19 protein-coding genes are annotated in these 20,558 nt (G+C 61.4%); 10 read left to right on the plus strand and 9 right to left on the minus strand.

Features of this window, described 5'->3' with window-relative positions; genetic code table 11:
* From WBF74_RS07545 to WBF74_RS07555, 3 genes are all read right to left on the minus strand, one after another.
* The coding region (locus tag WBF74_RS07545; protein ID WP_424437569.1) for an acyl-CoA dehydrogenase family protein at window positions 1–275 on the minus strand (275 nt) is incomplete at its 3' end.
* A 29-nt stretch (window positions 276–304) separates the two neighbouring features.
* Window positions 305–2,098 carry an acyl-CoA dehydrogenase C-terminal domain-containing protein gene (locus WBF74_RS07550; RefSeq protein WP_424437572.1) on the minus strand — a complete coding sequence of 598 codons (1,794 nt, stop codon included), beginning with the start codon at window positions 2,096–2,098 and terminating at the stop codon, window positions 305–307.
* A 54-nt stretch (window positions 2,099–2,152) separates the two neighbouring features.
* Window positions 2,153–2,665, minus strand: a complete 513-nt coding sequence (locus tag WBF74_RS07555; RefSeq protein WP_424437575.1) for a MerR family transcriptional regulator — start codon at window positions 2,663–2,665, stop codon at window positions 2,153–2,155.
* Between the two features lie 205 nt (window positions 2,666–2,870).
* Between WBF74_RS07555 and WBF74_RS07560 the strand changes: the two genes are divergently transcribed.
* From WBF74_RS07560 to WBF74_RS07585, 6 genes are all read left to right on the plus strand, one after another.
* Window positions 2,871–3,425: a CAP domain-containing protein gene (locus WBF74_RS07560; RefSeq protein WP_424437578.1), complete on the plus strand. Its 555-nt coding sequence runs from the start codon at window positions 2,871–2,873 to the stop codon at window positions 3,423–3,425.
* Between the two features lie 90 nt (window positions 3,426–3,515).
* Window positions 3,516–4,598, plus strand: coding sequence for a TRAP transporter substrate-binding protein (locus WBF74_RS07565; protein WP_424437581.1), 1,083 nt, complete (start codon window positions 3,516–3,518; stop codon window positions 4,596–4,598).
* Between the two features lie 302 nt (window positions 4,599–4,900).
* Window positions 4,901–7,840, plus strand: coding sequence for a peptidoglycan-binding protein (locus tag WBF74_RS07570; protein ID WP_424437584.1), 2,940 nt, complete (start codon window positions 4,901–4,903; stop codon window positions 7,838–7,840).
* Window positions 7,841–7,962: 122 nt separating this feature from the next.
* On the plus strand, window positions 7,963–8,886 hold the full coding sequence (locus WBF74_RS07575; RefSeq protein WP_424437587.1) for a sulfite exporter TauE/SafE family protein: 924 nt from the start codon (window positions 7,963–7,965) through the stop codon (window positions 8,884–8,886).
* The gene (locus WBF74_RS07580; RefSeq protein ID WP_424437590.1) at window positions 8,883–9,689 is read left to right on the plus strand and encodes a TIGR02186 family protein; all 807 of its coding nucleotides are present in this window, start codon (window positions 8,883–8,885) and stop codon (window positions 9,687–9,689) included. Before WBF74_RS07575 ends, WBF74_RS07580 begins: the two co-directional genes overlap by 4 nt.
* Window positions 9,690–9,702: 13 nt before the next feature.
* Complete coding sequence (locus WBF74_RS07585) at window positions 9,703–10,461, plus strand: cytochrome c biogenesis CcdA family protein (protein WP_424437593.1); 759 nt, start codon at window positions 9,703–9,705, stop codon at window positions 10,459–10,461.
* 3 nt (window positions 10,462–10,464) lie between these two features.
* On the opposite strand, the gene pdeM is transcribed toward WBF74_RS07585, so the two are convergent.
* A complete protein-coding gene (pdeM, locus tag WBF74_RS07590) occupies window positions 10,465–11,199 on the minus strand; it encodes a ligase-associated DNA damage response endonuclease PdeM (RefSeq protein ID WP_424437596.1) in 735 nt (244 codons plus the stop codon).
* Window positions 11,200–11,211: 12 nt separating this feature from the next.
* Window positions 11,212–13,749, minus strand: coding sequence for a ligase-associated DNA damage response DEXH box helicase (locus WBF74_RS07595; protein WP_424437599.1), 2,538 nt, complete (start codon window positions 13,747–13,749; stop codon window positions 11,212–11,214).
* Between the two features lie 113 nt (window positions 13,750–13,862).
* Here WBF74_RS07595 and WBF74_RS07600 point away from each other — a divergent pair, with 113 nt between their 5' ends.
* The 3 genes from WBF74_RS07600 (at window position 13,863) to WBF74_RS07610 (ending at window position 15,978) form a co-directional block, all read left to right on the plus strand.
* Window positions 13,863–14,687 (plus strand): mechanosensitive ion channel family protein, encoded by an 825-nt coding sequence (locus WBF74_RS07600; RefSeq protein WP_424437602.1) that lies wholly within the window; start codon window positions 13,863–13,865, stop codon window positions 14,685–14,687.
* A gap of 37 nt (window positions 14,688–14,724) precedes the next feature.
* The gene (locus tag WBF74_RS07605) at window positions 14,725–14,994 is read left to right on the plus strand and encodes a DUF6460 domain-containing protein (protein WP_424437605.1); all 270 of its coding nucleotides are present in this window, start codon (window positions 14,725–14,727) and stop codon (window positions 14,992–14,994) included.
* 102 nt (window positions 14,995–15,096) lie between these two features.
* The gene (locus tag WBF74_RS07610; protein ID WP_424437623.1) at window positions 15,097–15,978 is read left to right on the plus strand and encodes an SDR family oxidoreductase; all 882 of its coding nucleotides are present in this window, start codon (window positions 15,097–15,099) and stop codon (window positions 15,976–15,978) included.
* 51 nt (window positions 15,979–16,029) lie between these two features.
* Here WBF74_RS07610 and WBF74_RS07615 read toward each other — a convergent pair whose 3' ends face one another.
* A complete protein-coding gene (locus tag WBF74_RS07615; RefSeq protein ID WP_424437608.1) occupies window positions 16,030–17,004 on the minus strand; it encodes an NADPH:quinone oxidoreductase family protein in 975 nt (324 codons plus the stop codon).
* 121 nt (window positions 17,005–17,125) lie between these two features.
* Here WBF74_RS07615 and WBF74_RS07620 point away from each other — a divergent pair, with 121 nt between their 5' ends.
* Window positions 17,126–18,022 (plus strand): alpha/beta fold hydrolase, encoded by an 897-nt coding sequence (locus tag WBF74_RS07620; protein ID WP_424437611.1) that lies wholly within the window; start codon window positions 17,126–17,128, stop codon window positions 18,020–18,022.
* On the opposite strand, the gene WBF74_RS07625 is transcribed toward WBF74_RS07620, so the two are convergent.
* The 3 genes from WBF74_RS07625 to WBF74_RS07635 all read right to left on the minus strand — a co-directional run.
* Complete coding sequence (locus WBF74_RS07625; RefSeq protein WP_424437614.1) at window positions 18,013–18,588, minus strand: TMEM165/GDT1 family protein; 576 nt, start codon at window positions 18,586–18,588, stop codon at window positions 18,013–18,015. The two genes, WBF74_RS07620 and WBF74_RS07625, sit on opposite strands and share 10 nt — an antisense overlap.
* Window positions 18,589–18,838: 250 nt before the next feature.
* A complete protein-coding gene (locus tag WBF74_RS07630; RefSeq protein ID WP_424437617.1) occupies window positions 18,839–19,864 on the minus strand; it encodes an alpha/beta hydrolase fold domain-containing protein in 1,026 nt (341 codons plus the stop codon).
* Window positions 19,861–20,558 (minus strand): TetR/AcrR family transcriptional regulator (locus WBF74_RS07635; RefSeq protein WP_424437620.1); only part of this gene is annotated, 698 nt, incomplete at its 5' end. The genes WBF74_RS07630 and WBF74_RS07635, both read right to left, overlap by 4 nt.

A 20,558-nucleotide genomic window follows, 5' to 3' on the forward strand; every position in this document is an offset into this window, starting at 1 on the left:
GAGTTGCCGAAGCCGGAAATGCCGGCGCGGCCCTGCTCCTGCGCGATGACCATTTCATGACCGAAATTGCCGCCGCCGCCGCCATATTCTTCCTTGATGGAGGCGCAAAGAATGCCTGCCTCACCGGCCTTCAGCCAGGCGTCACGATCCACCGACCCCTGCTCCTCCCAGCGTTCCACATGGGGCTGGAATTCCTTTTCATAGAACTTGCGGACGGCATCCTGAAGGATTTCCAGTTCCTCGTTCAGCCAGGGGGACTTGTATTCGGCACTCATTCTTCGCTCTCCCTTGAGACGTGCAGCAATCAGAATTCGCCAGCCGCCAGCGACATCATGGTGTCAGCACCGTGACGGACGCGCGCGAGATGCGTCGCCGTTTCGGGCACCACATGTTCCATGTAGTAGCGGCCGGTCTTTATTTTTGTTTCGTAGAAAACCTTGTCGCCCCCTTCAGCGGCGGCAAGTTTCTCAGTCGCGGCCTTTGCCATTTTCGCCCACATGAAGGCAAGCCCCGTAATGCCGAAAAGATGCATATAGGGGGTAGAACCTGCGCCGGCATGGTCCGCGTTGGTCAGCGCATTTTCCATGAACCACATGGTCGCCGTTTCAAGATCGGCACGGGCGCGGCCAAGCGGCTCGATAAAAGATTTCAGCGCCTCGTTATTCTTGTTCTCGGCAATGAAATCATCCACAGCCTTGAAGAAGGCGAAGACGGCGCGACCGCCATTCTGCGCGAGCTTGCGGCCAACAAGGTCGAGCGCCTGGACGCCATTTGCGCCTTCATAGATCATGGCAATGCGCGCATCGCGCACGAACTGTTCCATGCCCCATTCGGCGATATAGCCGTGGCCGCCGAAAATCTGCTGCGCATCGACCGCATTCATGAAGCCGCGATCCGTGAAATAGCCTTTCAGCACCGGCGTCAGCAGCGCCATCATGTCATCGCCGAACTCGCGCGTCTTCTCATCGTCGGAGCGATGCGAGAGGTCGCCGTGAAGCGCCGTCCAGACAAGAAGCGCGCGTGCGCCTTCATTGAAGGATTTGATGTTGAGCAACATACGGCGCACATCAGGATGCACGATCAGCGGGTCAGCGGGCTTGTCTTCCGCTTTCGGCCCGGTGAGCGAGCGGCCCTGCAAACGCTCCTGCGCATAGGCGAGGGCGTTCTGATAGGCAACTTCCGACTGAGACAGGCCTTGCAGGCCGACACCGAGACGCGCCTCGTTCATCATGGTGAACATGGCACGCAGGCCCTTGTGCTCCTCACCGACGAGCCAGCCAATGGCGTCGTCATAATTCAGAACGCAGGTCGCGTTGCCGTGAATGCCCATCTTTTCTTCCAGCGCGCCGCAGGTCACGCCATTGCGGGCGCCGAGCGAGCCGTCTTCGTTCACAAGAAACTTCGGCACGAGGAAAAGAGAAATGCCCTTCACGCCCTGCGGCGCACCTTCAATGCGCGCGAGAACGAGATGGAGAATGTTTTCGGCAAGATCATGCTCGCCTGCCGAAATGAAAATCTTCTGTCCGCTGATCTTGTAGGACCCATCGCCCACCGGCACGGCCTTGGTGCGCAGCAGACCGAGATCGGTGCCGCAATGCGGCTCGGTCAGGTTCATCGTGCCGGTCCATTCCCCCGTCACGAGTTTCGGCAGATATTTCTTCTTCTGCTCATCCGTGCCGTGCTGCGAGAGCGCGGAATAGGCACCATGCGACAGGCCCGGATACATGCCGAAGGCCATGTTGGCGGAAGAGACCATCTCGTTGAAGATCACGCCAAGCGCATTGGGCAAGCCCTGACCGCCATATTGCGTGTCAGCCACCAGCGCGGGCCAGCCGCCTTCGACCAGCAGCTTGTAGGCTTCCTTGAAGCCGGTCGGAGTCGTCACAACGCCATTTTCGAGCTTGCAGCCTTCCCGGTCGCCAATCTGGTTGAGGGGCTGGAGCACCTCTTCGGTGAGCTTGGCCGCTTCTTCCAGAATCGCATCGACAAGATCTGCGGGTGCATCGGCAAAGCCCGGCAATTTCGCATATTGCGAAAGGTCGAGAAGGTCGTTCAGGAGAAAACGATATTCGCGCAGCGGCGCCTTGTAGCTCGGCATGTGTAACCTCCAGCGGGTAAACCGCGCTCCGGAGACCGGAGCGCGCCAATTACCTCAGACGATAGCCTTTTCAGGCTTCTTCGTCTTCGCTGATGCGGAGGGGCTCTTGGCCGCAGCCTTTACCTGCCGCTCGATCTGGGCTTCCAGGCGGGCACAGCTATCTTCCAGAGTCTTGATCTGGAGGTCGATCTCGTTGCGCTGCTCACGAAGCTGCTCGATGCGCTTGCGGAACTTGGCCAGAGCCACGCGGTTCTGCGTCTCGCAGCCATCTTCCTGATCGTAAAGGCTGAGGATTTCCTTGATCTCGGCCAGGGCGAGGCCGACATTTTTGCCCCGGACGATGAGAATCAGGCGGGCGCGATCGCGGGGGTGATAGATGCGTGTCTGGCCGCGGCGCTCCGGCGAGAGCAGGCCCTTGTCCTCGTAAAAGCGGATCGCGCGCGTCGTCAGGCCGAATTCCTCGGCCAGTTCGGTGATCGACCAGGTGACGCTGGACATTTCGGCCTTGTTCTGGCCCCGCGCGCTGGCGCTGCCCGGCTGCGTTTCCGTGTGAAGCTGCTGCTCCATGACCTTCTTACTCCCTGAACCTGTCTCGATGGCCGGACCGGACATCACGTCCAGACCCGGGTTTCTGGCTCTTTTCGGCCATATACTGAAAGTAGACCGCAATCTATTTGACGTTGACGTAAACGTCAATTCGTCGGCAAAAATTTTTGCGCATGGGCCTGTCCCGGTGCTGTAGTGGCCGATAGCAGGGAATCGGGAGGAAAAGATGCTGCTTGCGAGGTTGATGTTACTGGTGGCCCTTTGCGGGCTTGTCGCGGCTTGTGCGGGTGCCCCGTCGCCGGACAAGCCGATTGACGTAAATACCGTCACGCTGCCCGCCGCAGCGAGTGCGGCCGCCGAGGCCGAAACCCCTCTGTCGCGTGCGGTTCTCAATGCGGTCAATGCCTTCCGCGCTTCCCGCAATGTCGCACCGCTCTCAAATGACGGGACATTGCAGCGCGCGGCAAGTGTCCATGCGGCGGATATGCAGCTTCGCGGCTTTTACGGCCACCACAATCCCGAAGGCCAAGGTCCGCACGAACGAGTACTTGCCGTCTCTCCGACCTTCAAGGGGAAGGTTGCGGAGAATATCCAGATCGTTGAGGGGCAGACCTATGCCTCAATGAGCGACGAGGCGCTGGCAAAGGCGTTGGTGGACAAATGGGCTATAAGCCCCGCCCACCGCAAGAACATGCAATCCTCCGACATGACGCGGAGCGGCATCGGTATTGCGCGCAGCGGCGACAAGCTCATCGTCGTGCAGGTCTTTTCCGGTTCCTGACCTTTCCTCTTCAGACCATTGCCGAAAAGGGGCGTCGGGTGACATGCTCGCGCTCACCGATTCAACCGGTCCGGGACGGGGGCACAAAAGATGAAGCGCAGGGAATTTCTGGGTGTGGCGGCTGGTGCGATTGCCATGCCGGCCCTCGCAACATCGGCTCGCGGCGATACCACCTATCAATGGCGTATGGCGACAAGCTGGCCGAATGGCGCGCCCGGTGTCGGCATCAATGCGCAGCGCCTCGCAGACCGCATCACCGCCATGTCGGGCGGACGGATCACCGTAAAGCTTTTCGGCGCGGGCGAGATGGTTCCCGCTTTCGAAGTGTTTGATGCCGTTTCGCAGGGTGTCTGCCATATGGGGCATGGCACGCCCTATTACTGGCAGGGCAAGAACCCCGTTTTCCACTATTTCACCGGCGTTCCCTTCGGCCTCATGGCGTGGGAAATGGCGGGCTGGCTGCAATTTGGCGGCGGGCAGGCGCTCTGGGAGGAGGCCTATGCGCCTTTCGGCGTGCTGCCCTTTTATGCCGGATCGAGCGGCGTGCAAGCGGGCGGCTGGCTCAACCGGGAAATCCGTTCTCTGGATGATCTGAAGGGGCTCAGGTTTCGCATCGCCGGGCTTGGCGGCGAGGTGATGCGTCGGCTGGGCGCCAGCGTCATGCTGACGCCGCCGGGCGAGATATTCTCCTCCATGCAGAACGGCACGATTGACGCTGCCGAATGGGTGGGCCCGTGGAACGACCTCGCCTTCGGCCTCGACCGGGTGGCGAAATATTACTATCTGCCTGCCTTTCACGAGCTGGGGCCGGCGCTTGAGCTGATGGTCAACAAGAAGGCCTTTGAAAGCCTGCCGCCCGACCTTCAGGAAATCGTGCGCGGGGCCGCCCTTGCGAGCGCCGCCGAGACGATGGCGGACTTCACCTTCCACAATATCGAGGCTGCTGCGCGGATGCTGTCCGAGAGCGGAACCGAGATGCGGGAATGGCCGGAGCCCGTGGCCGCCGCCATGGCGAAAGTCTCGAAAGACGTGCTTTCGGAACTCGCAGCGACGAGCGATCTCGCCGCCCGCATCGCTGCCTCCCATGACGCCTATCTTGCGAAAGCGCGGCGCTGGTCGCGCTGGAGCGATGTCGCGGCGCTCGATCTCCGCAATAATCACCCCGTCCCCTGAAGAAGCTCCAAAATCACGCTGCGGCAGGCCCGGAATTAACGCGGTGTTTACCGACATTGCCGTTTTATTGGCCTTGCCGGATCGGCTCTCGCGCCCCGTGACAGCCCGCCTCGGCAAAAATGACCGATAATGACAAGATTATGGGTCAGACAGCGTTGAGAAATACCATATAGCGCGGTTTATACTGGCCCAAAGGGTTAACGGGCATAGTGATTCGGATGCGATCGGGGGTTCCATGGAGCGTCAAGGGCATTGAGCCTGAGGCGCGCGAAGCGGCGAAGCAGGCCGCCCGGCGCGCTGGCGTGACCTTGGGCACCTGGCTCAATCAGGTCATCATGGAATCCGGTACCGACGAAGTAGGCCGACAGGAGCCTTCTGCCATGGAGACCCGGTACTCGCCTCCGGAAAGGACACCTTCCCAGACTTCGCTGCCCGGTCCGGCGGCTGACCTCGACCCTGTCGCACAGGCGGTGCGGGAACTCGTTCAGCGTGTCGATAATTCCGAGCGGCGCACAGCCGAGATGACGCGCAAGCTTGAGCAGACCGTAAGCCAGCTTGCCCAGCGTCTCGAGCAGCCAGGATATGAAGCGGAAGAGAGATATTCATCCGGCTCATCCATCGATCCGTTGGAGCGCAAGCTTCAGATGCTTGGCGAGCGGCTGGAGCGTGGTGGCCGTGGCGGCCTGCGCCCGGAAGAGCAGCGGACAATTCAGACGCTTGAAAAGGCGGTGAACGCGGTCGTCGATCACCTCGAAACGACCGAGCAGCGCACCGACAGCACGCTGGCCGAAATTCGCGAGACGCTCGCCTCGCTCTCGCATCGCGTCGAGAACGCCGAGCTTGAGGCGGAGCGCGAAGAGGCAAAGCGCCGCTCGCAGGCGCTTGAATCCACGCTTACGCAGCTTGCCAGCCGCCTTGAAAAGATGGAACAGGGCGTCAGCAGCATTGGCCCGCAGGCCGTGCAGGCAGCGCTGCGCGCAATTGAAGAAAAGTCGCAGGCGGAGAACCAGCGCGCCGCGATTGAGAGGCTGCAGACCAATCTCGACAAGATGGCTGAACGGCTTGAGCGTTCGGAATCCCGCGCCGATGAAACGGTGAAAGCATTCGAGAACACGGTCACGAGCATCGCCCGCAAGATCGAGGATCTGGACCGCGCGCATCGCACGGAAGTGCCGGATGCGCTGGCCACGCGCTTCGAGCAGATGGCACAGCGGCTCGAACATAATGAACGGCTGACCATGGAAGCCGCGCAGGCGGTGGAAAAGGCCATTGCCGGGATCGGCGAAAATCTTTCCGCAAGTGAAGGCCGCGAGCGTGAGGCGCTGACATCGCTGCAGGCGATGATCGAGCGGATGACGAGCCGCCTCAACACGCTTGAGAAGGAAACGAAAGCAGTAAAGGCAAAGACCGCCCTGTCGCCTCAGGTGAATGTCGGCAGCCCGATGGCAGGCTTCCCGCCGGCCGGGCCTTTTGGTCTCCCCGCCTTTGACGCGCCGCCTATGATGCCGAGTGCGATCGGCAGCAATTTCGGCCCGGCTTTCGGCCCCGGTGACTGGGATGCGCCTGCGCGCGGCGATTACCTCAATGCCCGTAGCGAAGCGCGCAGCCCCTATGCCGAAACGCGGATTGATCCGCCGCCTTATGCGCCTGCCAGCGAGCGCCATGAAGAGTTCCGTCACGAAGAGAGCGCCCCGCCGCCCTTTGCCGCGCAGGATGATGAGGAAGAGTTCGACACATTCGATCATGCCGAGATTGATGATGGCGTGATCCCGCCCGACCCCGTAGAGCCCGCGCAGAATGCTGGCGAACGTGCTGCCAATGATTTCCTTGCCGCCGCGCGCCGCGCCGCACAGGCAGCCGCCTCCGGTGGCCATACCGAACGGGTGGATGCTCCCTATTACGGGACGGCGCCGAATACCGGCTTCACCACCGCCCCTGCCCGCTTCTCGGCGCAGGAGCCAAATGATGGCCGGGGCCGAAAGCTTATTCTGGGCGTCGCGGCAAGTTTCGTCGTGCTCGCCTTCCTTGCCGGTGCCTATGTGATGCTGCGCGGAACTCCCGCGCCTGTCGCCCCCGTTGCGGAAAGCACCTTGCCGGCCACAACGCAAAATGGCGGCACGGCACCCGCTGTTCTGGAGACACCGCGAAACACCACTGATCCGGAGGCCAGTCCGGAGGGTGCCGGAGCAGGCAGCGCCACGACTGGCGAGAATGCCGCTCCGGCCTCTACCAGTCCTTCGAGCGCGCAGGGCGCACCGAATGAAGCCCTTGTGCCGCCTGCAAAGCCTGCGCCCGCGCAAAAGGCACCGACAGCAGAGCCTGCCGGTCAGGCAACCCTGACACCCGCAACGCCGCTGACGCCTGCGCCCTCGACACCTGTCGATACGGCCCCAGTCGCACCTGCAAAGGTGACGCTGATGGACGCGGCGCGGGAGGGTAATGCAGCCGCGCAATATGAAGTCGGCCAGCGCTACGCCAACGGCGACGGCGTGGATCAGGATATGGGCGAAGCCGCGAAATGGTTCGAGCGCGCCGCTCAGCAGGGGCTTGCGGCTGCGCAGTATCGCCTCGCCACCCAGTATGAAAAGGGCCGTGGCGTGAAGCAGGACGACCGCCTTGCCCGCGAGTGGTATGAGAAGGCGGCGCGGGGCGGCAATGTGAAGGCGATGCACAACCTCGCCGTAATCCATGCGGAAGGACGCGGCACCGCGCAGGACTTCAAGACAGCGTCCGAGTGGTTCACCAAGGCCGCCGACCACGGGCTGGGTGACAGCCAATACAATCTCGCCATCCTGAACGAGCGCGGGCTCGGCATCCCGAAGGATCTGGTGGCGGCTTACAAGTGGCTCGACATTGCCGCAAAGGGCGGCGACCAGGGTGCTGCGGCAAAGCGTGATGCGCTGGCGACGGAGATGAGCGCCGAAGACCTTGCCAAGGCGAAGGTTGCCTCCGGCACGTGGCGCGCAAAGACCCCGGACGCTGTGGCGAATGGCGACATTACCCCGCTGAAGCAGTGGGACGTTTCCACGCTCGCGGGAAGCGATGACGCCGCAACCAGAGCGAACATTGCCCGCGTGCAGGAGCTGCTCAACCGGCTCGGCTATGATGCGGGCTCTCCGGACGGGCTGATGGGCCCGCGCACCCGCGATGCGATACTCGAATATCAGATGACCGAAGGACTGGCGACGACGGGAACGGTCACGCACGAGACGCTGAACTCGCTGCAGGCGCGGTTCAGCTGAGGCAAAACCCGCCCGGCGCTAGGATTTCGCAAGGGGACGTGCTAACCCCGTTCCCGGCCCTTTTCCTTATTCTGGGCGGCGGAGCTGGCTGACGGTCTCCTGCCACCGGAGCCGTGCGCGACATGCAGATCTATCTTCCGATCGCCGAGTTGCCGGTCAGCATTCTGACCATTCTGGCCATGGGCGCGGCTGTCGGCTTCCTGTCGGGCATGTTCGGCATTGGCGGCGGCTTCCTGATGACGCCGCTTCTCATCTTTCTCGGCATTCCGCCAGCGGTCGCCGTAGGCACACAGGCCACGCAGATCGTTGCCTCATCCGTTACCGGCGCGCTCGCACATCTCGCGCGGAACTCCATCGACTTCAAGATGGGAGGGGTGCTGCTTGGCGGGGGCATATTAGGGTCGCTCAGCGGCATCTATCTCTTCAAGATGCTCTCGAATATCGGTCAGATCGATCTCGCCATTTCGGTCGTCTATGTGCTCTTTCTGAGCGTCATTGGCGCGATGATGATGATCGAGAGCGTGCAGGCGATCCGTGCCGCGCGCGGCGGGGCAACACCAAGAAGGCGCAGCGGGCACCATAGCTGGATTCACGGCCTGCCCCTCAAGATGCGGTTTCGCCGTTCGAAGCTTTATATCAGCGTGATCCCGCCCGTTCTGATCGGCTATTTCGTCGGCACGCTTTCCGCCATCATGGGTGTGGGCGGCGGCTTCATTCTCATTCCGGCGATGATCTATATCTTGCGGATGCCGACCAATGTCGTCATCGGCACCTCCTTCTTTCAGATCGTCTTTGTTGCCGCCCTGACCGGCGTCATGCATGCGGTAGAGAACCAGGCGGTCGATATTGTGCTCGCCTTCCTGCTTGTCATCGGCGGCGTGGTAGGGGCGCAATATGGTGTGCGCGTGGCAGAGAGAATGCCTGCCGAACAATTGCGCGCGCTGCTTGCGGCGCTGCTCCTGTTGATCGGGCTCAGGCTCGGCTATGAACTGGTGAGCCCGCCGGAAGACCCTTACTCCATCACCGAAGTGCAGGTGGTGAAATGAGGTGGCTTGTCGCTCTTTCCCAATTTCTTTCGGCCCTGCTTCTTCTGACAAGCACTGCTACAGCGCCTGCGCGCGCGGACCAGCTTATAGCCGATCTCTCCCAATCCCAGATCGCCATCCGCTCCAATTTCACCGGCACGCAGATCCTGCTTTTCGGTGCGGTCGAAGCGCGCACACCCGGCGCACGCGCCATCAATCGCGACGTTATCGTTGTCGTGCAAGGGCCGGAGCGCCCGATGACGGTACGCAAGAAGGAGCCGGTTGGCGGGATATGGGTGAACCATGATGCCGTCACCTACCCTTCCGTGCCCGGCTACTACGCCATTGCGAGTACGCGGCCGCTGGAAGTGATCGCGCCGCCTGAAACGCTGAAGGCGCTGCACATCGGTGTTGAAAACATCAACCCCGGCATCCCCGTCGCACGATCACTGGACGGAAATACGCAAATTCTGTCGCCGGATCAGGAAGCGGCCTTCTGGAAGGCGCTCATTCGCAACCAGCAGCGAAACGGGCTTTATTTCAACCGGCCGGGCGGCGTGACCTTTCTCGGCCGGACGCTTTTCCGCGCCACAGTTGATATTCCCGCCAATGTGCCTGTCGGGCTTTATATGGCGAAGGTCTATCTGCTGCAGGAAGGTGAGGTGATCGACACGATCTCCTCACCCCTCTATATCAACAAGAGAGGGCTTGAGCGGTCTATCTATAACATGGCCCATAGCGACCCGTTCCATTACGGGCTTCTCGCCGTGCTGGTCGCAGCCTTTGCCGGATGGCTCGCCTCGGCAATCATGGGCCGGCGATGATCGGATTGCCGTCATGGAAATGAGTTATCTCGCCGCAGCGCTGGGCGGCCTTATCAGTTTTCTCTCGCCTTGCGTGCTGCCGCTTGTGCCGGCCTATCTCTGCTTCATTGCAGGCACATCGCTGGAAGAACTGACACGCGAAGACGGCGTGACTTCGGAGGGCCTGACAACGCGGGTAGCGCTTGGCGCTGTCGGCTTCGTGCTCGGCTTTACCACCATCTTCGTGGCGCTTGGGGCGAGCGCCTCTGCGATCAATCCGCTGATCATCCAGCACAAGGAAATCCTCACCCGCATTGCAGGCGTGATCATCATCGTGTTTGGCCTGCATTATATGGGGCTGTTCCGCATCGCCTTTCTCAACCGGGAGGCGCGCTTTCATCTGGCGGGAAGCGGCGAAGGCGAGCGGAGCTTTGTGATGCAGTTTGCAAGCCCCTATCTGCTCGGGCTTGCCTTTGCCTTTGGCTGGACGCCCTGCATCGGCCCGATCCTCGCTACGATCCTCACCATTGCCGCCGCGCAGGAAAGCCTTTCAGCCGGTGTGTTGCTTCTCACCGTCTATTCGCTCGGGCTTGGCATTCCCTTCCTAGCGGCAGCTTTCGCCGTGCGCGGATTTCTCGGCTTTGCCGCAATGTTCCGCCGCCATATGGGCAAGGTTGAAATGGCGGCGGGGCTGCTTCTTGCGGGAACGGGCCTGATGATGCTGACCGGCACCTTCGAGCGGCTCGCGATCTTCCTGCTCGAAACTTTCCCAGTGCTTGCAACTTTCGGCTGAAACTCAATCCGCTTCGAGGCGGCTTGCCGAAACAGGAACGACACTGCGCGCGCCCATCATCCATGCGTGAAAGTCAAAGCCGGGCAGCAGCGCGTCATAGGCATTGTCCAGCACATTGAGCCCGCCCGCATAGGCACCGAAGGCCGGCATGATCATGCGGGTACCATCGCTTGCAAAGCAGCGGCGGCGTAACCGCCTTCCACGCACGCGCACGGCGGCGCAAGGATGGAGATGCCCCGCAATCTCGCCCGCCTGCGGCGCGGGAAGCGGCTCGTGACGGAAGGTGAGCGGGCCGATGCGCAGTTCTTCCTTCACCACGCCGCCAAAGACGCCAGGCGGCACAGGGTCGTGATTGCCTGCGATCCATATCCAGTCGAGCGAGCACGAAAGACGGGTGAGGCGCGCGGCGGCGTCAGCATCCATGCGATGCTCTGCCTCGCTGTCATGGAAACTGTCGCCCAGCGCCACCAATGTCTGGGGCTTCAGCCTTGTGATGAGCGATTCCAGACGGCCAATGGTCGTCCGCGTGTCATAGGGTGGAAGCGCGATGCCCCGCGCGGCGAAGGCCGAGCCTTTTTCGAGATGGAGATCGGCCACAACAAGAAGCCGCTCTTCCGCCAGCCATGCCGCGCCTTCGGGCAGGAGGTGAAAACGCTCTCCGCAAACCCGCAGGCATGGCTGAGCGGCGGCATGCATACCGCTCCCCTCGCGCCGTTCCTGCAAATCCGCATAGGGCATTCACCTACTCCGCTACACGAGCCTTGTCGCCTCGGCGATCAGCTCGTCTGCTGCTTCCGACAAAAGCGCCTCGTCTGTCTCGCCACCCACTGCAACCCTGCCTATATCGAGCAGCACCGGCACGGCAAGGGGCGACACACGGTCGAGACGTTTCAGCCGGATGCGCGTCCTTACACGCTTCAGCATGGCAGCCACGCGTGCCACATCAAGCAGGCCAGTTGCCGCATCATTATAGGTGGCACGTAGCAGAATATGATCCGGCTCATGCTCGCGCAGCACATTGTAGATGAGATCGGAAGAAAAAGTGACCTGCCGTCCCGTCTTCTCCTGCCCCGGATAGCGCCGCTCGATCAGGCCCGAAATGATGGCGCAATCCCGGAAAGTGCGCTTCAGCAGGCTCGACTCAGCAAGCCATGCGTCGAGATCGTCACCCAGCATGTCCTCAGCGAAGAGTTCGCCAAGGGGCAATTCTTGGCGCTCATGCATGAGGCCCGGATCGCGCAGGCACCAGATGGCGAGCGCATATTCCGAGGCGATGAAGCCGAGAGGTCGTGCGCCTGCGCGATCAAGACGGCGCGTCAGCAACATGCCGAGCGTCTGATGTGCCAGCCGCCCCTCGAACGGATAGCAGACGAGATAGAAGCGGTCGCCGCGCGGAAAACATTCCACCAGCAAATTGTCTTCGCCCGGCAGCTCGGAGCGCCAGACCTGAATCTCCAGCCATTCGCGCACGGGCGGCGGCAGGTTTGCCCATTCCTCGCGCCGCGCAAACATGCGCCGCACCCGCGCGGCGAGATAGGTGGAGAGCGGAAACTTGCCGCCATAATAGGAAGGAATTTTCGGTTCGCCGCCTGTCGAGCGCGTGACAAGCGCCTCCGTTTCAAACAGTCCTTCGAAGCGGAGTACCTGCCCGGCAAAGAGGAATGTGTCGCCCGGGACTAACTGATCGATGAAATATTCCTCGATCTCGCCGAGATAGCGCCCGCCCATCGCGCCTGTCGGGCGGCGTGTGCCGCGCTTCACCATGCGCACTTTCAGCATGGGGGCTTCGACAATCGTGCCAACATTCATGCGGTATTGCTGGATGACGGCGGGCGAGGCCGCGCGCAGCCGCATATCTCCCTCCGCCTTTGCATTGGGCCGGAGGCGCGCAAAGCGATCATAGGTCTTCAGCGCATAACCGCCGGTTGAAACGAAATCGACCACCCTGTCGAAATCGTCGCGCGGGAGCGCGTGGTAGGGCGCAGCGGAGCGGATTTCGGCGTAAAGCTCATCGGGATCGAAGGGCGATGAGCAGGCGCAGCCGAGAACATGCTGCGCCAGCACATCAAGCGCGCCGGTGCGGGACACCATACCGTCCTGTGCCCCTTCCATCGCGGCGGCACGCGCCGCTACACATTCCAGCACCTCGAAGCGATTTGCAGGCACGAGCAGCGCACGCGAAGGCTCATCAAGCCGGTGGTTCGCGCGGCCAATACGCTGCAACAGGCGGCTTGCGCCTTTAGGGGCGCCCATATTGATCACGAGGTCAACCTCGCCCCAGTCGATGCCGAGATCAAGCGTTGAGGTGCAGACCACAGCGCGCAGCGTGCCCGCCGCCATCGCGGCTTCGACCTTTCGTCGTGCTTCCGGTGCGAGCGAGCCATGATGAAGCGCGATGGGCAGGGCATCTTCGTTGAGCCGCCACAGTTCCTGAAATACGAACTCGGCCTGCGAGCGCGTATTCACGAAGACAAGCACGGTGCGGTGCGCGCGGATCGCGTCATACACAGCCGGAAGGGCGTGGCGGGCAGAATGGCCTGACCAGGGAATGCGCACTTCCTCCCGCCCCTCATCAGCGGGCGTCAGCACATCTATCTGAGGTGTTTCTCCCGGTGGTGCGACGATGATGTCGCTCAGTGCCTCACCCTTTTCTGGCTGCGGCATCAGATAACGGCGAAGCGCATTGGGCTCCGCCACCGTTGCGGAGAGACCAACGCGGCGGAGATGCGGTGCGAGTTTCGCAAGCCGCGCAAGACCGAGTGCCAGCAGATCCCCGCGCTTTGAATTTGCCAGCGCGTGAAGCTCATCCAGCACCACGCAGGAAAGCGCGCCGAAAAAATCTCCGGCATCGGGATAGGACAGAAGTAGCGCAAGCTGCTCCGGTGTCGTCATCAAAATATCGGGCGGCTCGCGGCGCTGACGCTGGCGGCGGTTTTGCGGCGTGTCGCCGGTGCGCGTTTCGATGGCGATGGGCAAGCCCATCTCCGCCACCGGCCTTTCGAGATTGCGTTTCACGTCAACCGCGAGCGCCTTCAGGGGCGATATGTAAAGCGTATGAAGCCCCCGTTTCTCCTTCCCGCCGCCCGCCAGTTCCACAAGGCTTGGCAGGAAGCCTGCCAGCGTCTTGCCCGCCCCTGTGGGCGCGATGAGAAGGACAGATTTTCCCTTCCGCGCCAGACCAAGCAGGGCAAGCTGGTGCGGGCGGGGCTGCCATCCCTGCCCTTCGAACCAGCGGGCAAAGGTGGCGGGCAGACTATCCGTCGGGGGCAGGGAGAAAGCGTCGGTCATGGGGGAGAGCCTAGCAGCCCCGCTGCTCCACAAAATAGCCGATTTCCGGCTGTTCAAATTCGCTGCCGGAAATGGGAAACTAACCGCCAGCCAGTTTGTGAGGATCGATCCCCATGCTCGACCAGTTGCCGCCCGTCCTGCACCAGCAGCTTGAGCTTCTTGTGCCGCAGATCATCGCGGGCGGCGTCAATCTCGTGACCGCGATCATCATTCTCATCGCCGGCACATGGCTTGCGAGCCGCAGCCGCGTCTGGACGATCCGCGCGTTGGCCAGAGTGCCGACATTTGACGACATGCTGAAGGGCTTCTTCGGCAGCATTGTCCGCTATCTCGTCCTGACCTTCACCCTGCTTGCGGTGCTCGCAAAGTTTGGCGTACAGACCGCGAGCCTCATTGCGGTGCTGGGCGCGGCGGGCCTTGCAGTTGGCCTTGCGCTTCAGGGCACGCTTTCCAATGTCGCTGCCGGGGTGATGCTGCTCATCTTCCGTCCTTTCCGCTCCGGCCACTATATTCACGCGGGCAATGTCGCGGGCACGGTAAAGAGCCTCACGCTTTTCACCACGGAACTCGCCACCTCCGATAATGTGCAGATCATCGTGCCGAACAGCCAGATCTGGGGTCAGGCGATCAGCAATTTTTCTTTTCACCCGACGCGCCGCCTCGACATGAAATTCGGCATTTCCTATGCCGATGACATCGCGCAGGCTATCTCCATCATCCACAAGGAACTCGCCGCAGATGAGCGCTGCCTTGCCCAGCCGGAACCCTTTGTCGGCGTGCTTGCACTTGGCGAGCGGGCGGTCGAACTGACGGTGCGCGTATGGGTGATGAATGCAAGCTACTGGTCCGTGCATTTCGACATGACACGGCGCATCAAGGAACGCTTCGACGAGGCGGGGATCACCATGCCCACAGTCTATACTCTGGTAGCGAAGTGATGAACGCCGACAGGCACAAAAAAGGGGAAGCAAGCTAATGGATCGATTTTTCGGCGGGCCGGTGCTGCCCACTCTTCTCAAGCTCGCCATTGCTTCCATTGCGGTGGGCGTGGTTCTGGCCGTGTTCGGCATCAAGCCTGTAGATCTTTGGCGCGATTTCCTCGACACGATTGCGCGTGTCTGGGAGATGGGTTTCACCGCCATTGACTGGTCACTGCAATATCTCCTGCTCGGCGCGGTGGTCGTGATCCCGATCTTCATCGCCGTGCGCCTCTGGAACATGCTCGTCACGCGGGGGAAGGAATAGACATCCGCGCTTCCGCAACGTCATCTCGAAAGGCGAGACGCGGCGGCAGTGAGAAGCTAATCTTCCGCCCAAACAAATGAGCGGGAGAACGCAATGAATTCGATGTTTCGCGACGGGCTTCTCAAGGGCAAGCGCATTCTGGTGACAGGCGGCGGCACCGGCCTCGGCAAGGAAATGGCCGAGGATTATCTGCGTCTGGGGGCGGAGGTTTATATCTGCGGGCGGCGCAAGAATGTGCTCGACGATACGGCCGCCGAACTTATGGATCGGCATGGCGGCTCGATAAAGACGCATAGCGTCGATATTCGTGTCGCGGCAGCCGTGGACGAGATGATTGAAGAAATCTGGGCGGATGGCGGCCCGCTGACCGGCCTCGTCAACAATGCAGCAGGCAATTTCATCTCGCCGACAAAAGACCTTTCAACGCGCGGCTTTGACGCGATTGCGGGGATCGTCTTTCACGGCACTTTCTATGTGACCCATTCAATCGGCACGCGCTGGATACGCGACAAGGTGCCGGGCAGCGTCATTTCCATTCTCACGACATGGGTGTGGAACGGCGGCCCCTTCACTGTGCCGTCCGCCATGTCGAAGGCAGGCGTCAACATCATGACGAAATCGCTCGCGGCGGAATGGGGGCCATACGGCATCCGCCTCAATGCCATTGCACCCGGTCCCTTTCCGACCGAAGGCGCCTGGGCGCGGCTTTCGCCCGGCCAGTCCACTGATAGCGACACATCGCGCGAGGGCATTCCAATGGGCCGTGTCGGCCAGATGGGCGAACTGAAAAACCTCGCCACCTTCCTCATGGCAGATGGCTGCGAATATCTGACCGGCCAGTGCATCGCAATCGACGGCGCGGGCTTTTCATCCAGTGCCGGCAATTTCGCGCATCTCTCCAAGCTCTCCGATGATCAGTGGGCCCAGATGCGCGAAATGATCCGCAGTGCGAATGACAAGGACAAGGCGCAGCGGAGCGTCTGAGGTTTTATGAACATGTCACCCCGGTGAAAGCCGGGGTGACGCGTTCGCAAGCTACATTTCGATCACGACCTTGCCGACCACCTTGCGCTCCTGAAGCATGCGCATGGCATCAACGGCATGCTCCAGCGGAAAACTGGCGCAGATATAGGGGTCGATCTTTCCTTCCGCAGCCAGACGATCCACCGCTTCAATATTTGCCCGGCCTGCTTCCGGGTCACGCCTGCCATATTCTCCCGCGCGCACGCCGACAACGGAAAAGCCCTTGATGAGCGGCATATTGACGGAAACGCTCGGAATGCGGCCACTGGTGAAACCGATGACGAGAAGCCGCCCGTTCCAGGCAATGCAGCGCACGCTCTCATCGAAGACATCACCGCCGACCGGATCATAGATCACATCTGCACCGCGCCCATCTGTCAGCTCTTTCACCTTCTCGCGGAAACCTTCGCCCGTATTGATGACGTGATCGGCACCCCGCGCCTTCACGATCTTGAGCTTTTCATCCGATGCTGACGTTGCAATCACTGTTGCGCCTAGAAGCTTGCCCATTTCAACGGCGGCAAGCCCGACACCACCCGTGCTGCCATGCACCAGCAATGTCTCGCCCTTTTGAAGATGGCCACGGCAGACCAGCGCGACATAGGCCGTCAGATAGGCGGCGGGATAGGCCGCAGCCTTTGCAAAATCCATATTGCCGGGAATGTGACGACAAGCATCGGCAGAAACATTTACCGCTTCCGCAAAGCCGCCAATGCGCAGGCCCGCCACCACCCGGTCGCCCACCGCGAATTTCGTGACACCTTCGCCGAGCGCCGCCACGATGCCCGCCCCTTCCATGCCGGGAGAGAAAGGCAGTTCCGGCTTGAACTGGTACTTGCCCTGAATCATCAAGATATCGGGGAAGTTCACCGAACAGGCCTTGAGGTCGAGACGCACTTCCCCCGGCCCCGGCGGCGGCAGCTCCACCTCATCCATTCGGATCACATCAATATTTTCCGATAGCTGATGCACACGCATGGCACGCATGACGTTTCCCCTCGGGCTTTTTAAGTTTCATTTGCGCGCAGCATAAAGGCGCGGCCCAAACTTCGCCATGCTGCCCGGAAAGAATTGCTCATCACGACGCATAAGGGAGGACGACATACCGATGGCGACGGGGATGGCCGGAATTGCCGGCATGGAGGAGGCGCGCTTCAGCGTGGCGCATCTCGACCGGATCACGCTCCATTATGCGGAGATGGGGCCGGAGGACGGGCCCCTCATCATTCTGTTGCATGGCTTTCCCGATAGCTGCCTTGGCTGGCGCTATCAGATGTCGGCGCTGGCAAAGGCGGGCTTCCGCGTGGTCGCGCCGGACCAGCGTGGCTATGGCCTGAGCGGCAAGCCGCGCGGTGTCGCCTCCTATGATCTTGATGAACTTGCGGATGATGTGATTGCGCTTGGCGCGCATCTCGGCGAAACGCAGCTTCGCGTCATCGGGCATGACTGGGGCGCGAGTGTTGCCTGGTGGCTCTGCTCCGCCCGCGCCGACCATATGGACAAGGCGGTGATGATAAATGCGCCTCATCCGGCGATCTGGAAGAAGGCGATGCAATCCGACAGGGCGCAGCGAAAGCGCAGCCGCTACGTCCGGCGACTAAAATTGCGCATCCTGCCGGAAATGGCAATCCGCAGGCGGAACTATCAGGCGCTGGTGGACGTACTCAGGATGTCCTCGCGGGAAGGTGTGTTTGATGAAGCCGAGTTCGACGCCTATCGACGCAACTGGGATCAGCCGAAGGCGCTTACTTCCATGATCCATTGGTATCGGGCGCTGCTGAAGAAAAAGCTTCCCGATACGCCCTCCCCCATCAGGGTGCCGGTGCTGCTTATCTGGGGCGAGAAGGATGATTTCGCCGAAACTTCCCTCGCGAAGGAAAGCATTGCGCTTTGCGAGCGGGGCGGTTCCCTCTTCTTCAAGGAGGGAACACATTGGGTTCATCGTGAGGAGCCCGATCACATCAACGACATGCTGATGCTTTTCTTCCACTCCGATCAGGAATAGGCAAGCGCGCTTGCAACCCCGATCGCGCCGAGAGTGATGAAGATGCCCGCTGCGACAAGCCGCATTATGCGGGCAGGCATGCGCTTTGCCAGTGCCTCGCCAAAGAAGACGACAGGCACATTCGCAACCATCATGCCGAGCGTTGTGCCGAGTGCCACGAGAGTAAGCGCTTCATACCGCGCGCCGAGAGCGATAGTAGCGATCTGTGTCTTGTCGCCCATCTCCACAAGGAAGAAGGCAATCGCAGTGGCAAGGAAGGGGCCGTAACGCGCGGGTGCCTTTGCGGCCTCGTCCGATGGCGCCTCATCCGGCACCAGCGCCCAGGCCCCCATCAGGAGAAAGGATACGGCCAGCACCCAGGCGAGAATTTGCGGCGTCAGCCAGTCGGCAATAAGCGTGCCCGCAAAGGCTGCGAGGGCGTGGTTGAACACGGTCGCAACGAAGATGCCGCCGATCACGGAAAGCGGTGCGCGAAAGCGGGCAGCGAAGAGTAGTGCAAGCAGCTGCGTCTTGTCGCCAATTTCAGCGACAGCCACAACGCCGAGTGAAACAAGGAAGGCTTCCAAGGAATTCTCCGCTGCCGGGCGCGTCAACCAATGACCCAACGCCGCCGCCCGGCCAAGGCAGCGCGTGAGCCATAGGTCTCGCCAGTTCAGCGGGTGCTGAATACGGACGCCACGGGATGAAACATCCCGAGTTTGTTGACGCCCGCCCCTCTCAAACGGAGGGCGGCTACTCCCCTAAGGACAGCGAGGAGATAGCATAAGGCCGCGGCGATGCACAAGCTGTCCGCAAGGTGAGAATGATTTGCACACTTCAGTGCAGTGCTGCCTCCACATCCTGTGCAATTTTCTGGCAGGCGCGTTTTGCGGCGGGAATTGCCCCCGTCATCGCGGTGAAAGCGTGGGGCAGGCTGTCTTCGCAGCGATAGGTGACCGACACACCCGCCGATTTCAGCTTCTCCGCATAGGCAGCGCCCTGATCACGCAGCGGATCAAAGCCTGCCGTCACGATGATCGCAGGCGCAAGGCCCGAGAGGTCGGCCTCGTTGAGCGGCGAGACGCGCGGGTCCGCCATCTCGCTTGCGCTGTTCAGATAATGCCCGGCGAACCAGTCCATGATCTCGGCGGTGAGCGGATAGACATTGCCGCAGCTTTCCATGGAGCCGCCTTTCGCGGCCCAATCCGTCACCGGATAGATGAGAAGCTGGAGGGCGGGTGCGGTGAAGCCTTCGCGCTTTGCGGCCTGCGCCACAACGGCAGAAAGATTCCCACCTGCGCTATCACCGCCAACGCCGATGCGCCCCCGCGCGAAGCCGAGATCATCCGCATTGTCCACCGCCCAGCGCCAGGCGGCGATTGCATCTTCCACCTGCGCGGGGAACTTGTGCTCTGGCGCGAGGCGATAATCAACACTGAGCACGGCGCAGCGCGCGCTTTCGGCCAGCATGCCGCAGAACACATGGCAGGTATCGAGATCGCCAATGACACATCCGCCAAAATGAAAGAAGACCATCCCCGGCAGCGGCCCGGCTTCTCCGCGAGGGCGATAGAGGCGCGCAGCAAGCGGGCCGCCCGGTCCGGGCAGCGTGATGTCGCGAACTTCCACGCCGGGCGACAGTTCATCATCAAGCAGCTTCAGCCCGCCTGACGTGACCTGCCGTGCCGTCACGGGATCGAGCGTTGTCATGGAGGGCTGGCGTGCGCCCTGCGCAGCGAGAAGCTGGCACCGTGCATCGAGAATGCGCCCATCAATCGCCAGCGGCTCGCCACCCGACATTTTCACGAGAATGCTGTCGGGCAATTTCAGCAGAGTACGGACGATGAATTTCTGAAGGCTCATTTTTCTTCTTCTTTTTTTGTGGCGCCCTTGGCCGGGAGGGCGCGGACTCCCGCAAGCACAAGCGCAGTGGAGAAGGCGGCGGCGTGTTCCGGGTCCATTTCCGGGCGGCGAAGCATCCGGTCACCCACTTCCATCGCGATGCCGACAACGGCGGCCATCAGATATTCCGCATCTACCTGCGGAAGCGCGCCATTGCGAATATCTTCCTCGATATATTCCCGGATTTCCTCGAAGCCTGCGATGATTTCAGGCGAGTCCATGCGCACGCGCATCGTGTTCGGATTGCGACGCATCACCTGAAACGTGTCGCCATCCATCGCCAGATATTCGAAATAGGTGCGATAGGCATTGTGGATGAAATCCTCGAAAGTGCGCGAGCGAATACGTTCTGCCCGCAGGCGCGGACGGATGCGGCGCATTCCCTCATCCATCAGCGCCTCGAAGACTTCTTCCTTGCTGCGGAAGTAATTATAGAACGTGCCGGAAGCGAGGCCCGTCTTGCGGATGATGTCGCGCACGGAAGTTGCCCCATAGCCGAGATCGGCAAAGACAGTGCGCGCCGCGACGAGAATGGCCTCGCGGTTGTTCTTTTTGGTCAGTTCGCGTTTGCCGGGCTTGCGGCCTGTCTCTTCCGCAGGCGCGTCCTTCAAGGTGGCGTTCATTTGTGACCACCTGCCTCCCCCGCGGCCCCTTC

The organism is Parvibaculum sp., assembly GCF_049672805.1.
In the GTDB taxonomy this organism is placed as follows: domain Bacteria; phylum Pseudomonadota; class Alphaproteobacteria; order Parvibaculales; family Parvibaculaceae; genus Parvibaculum.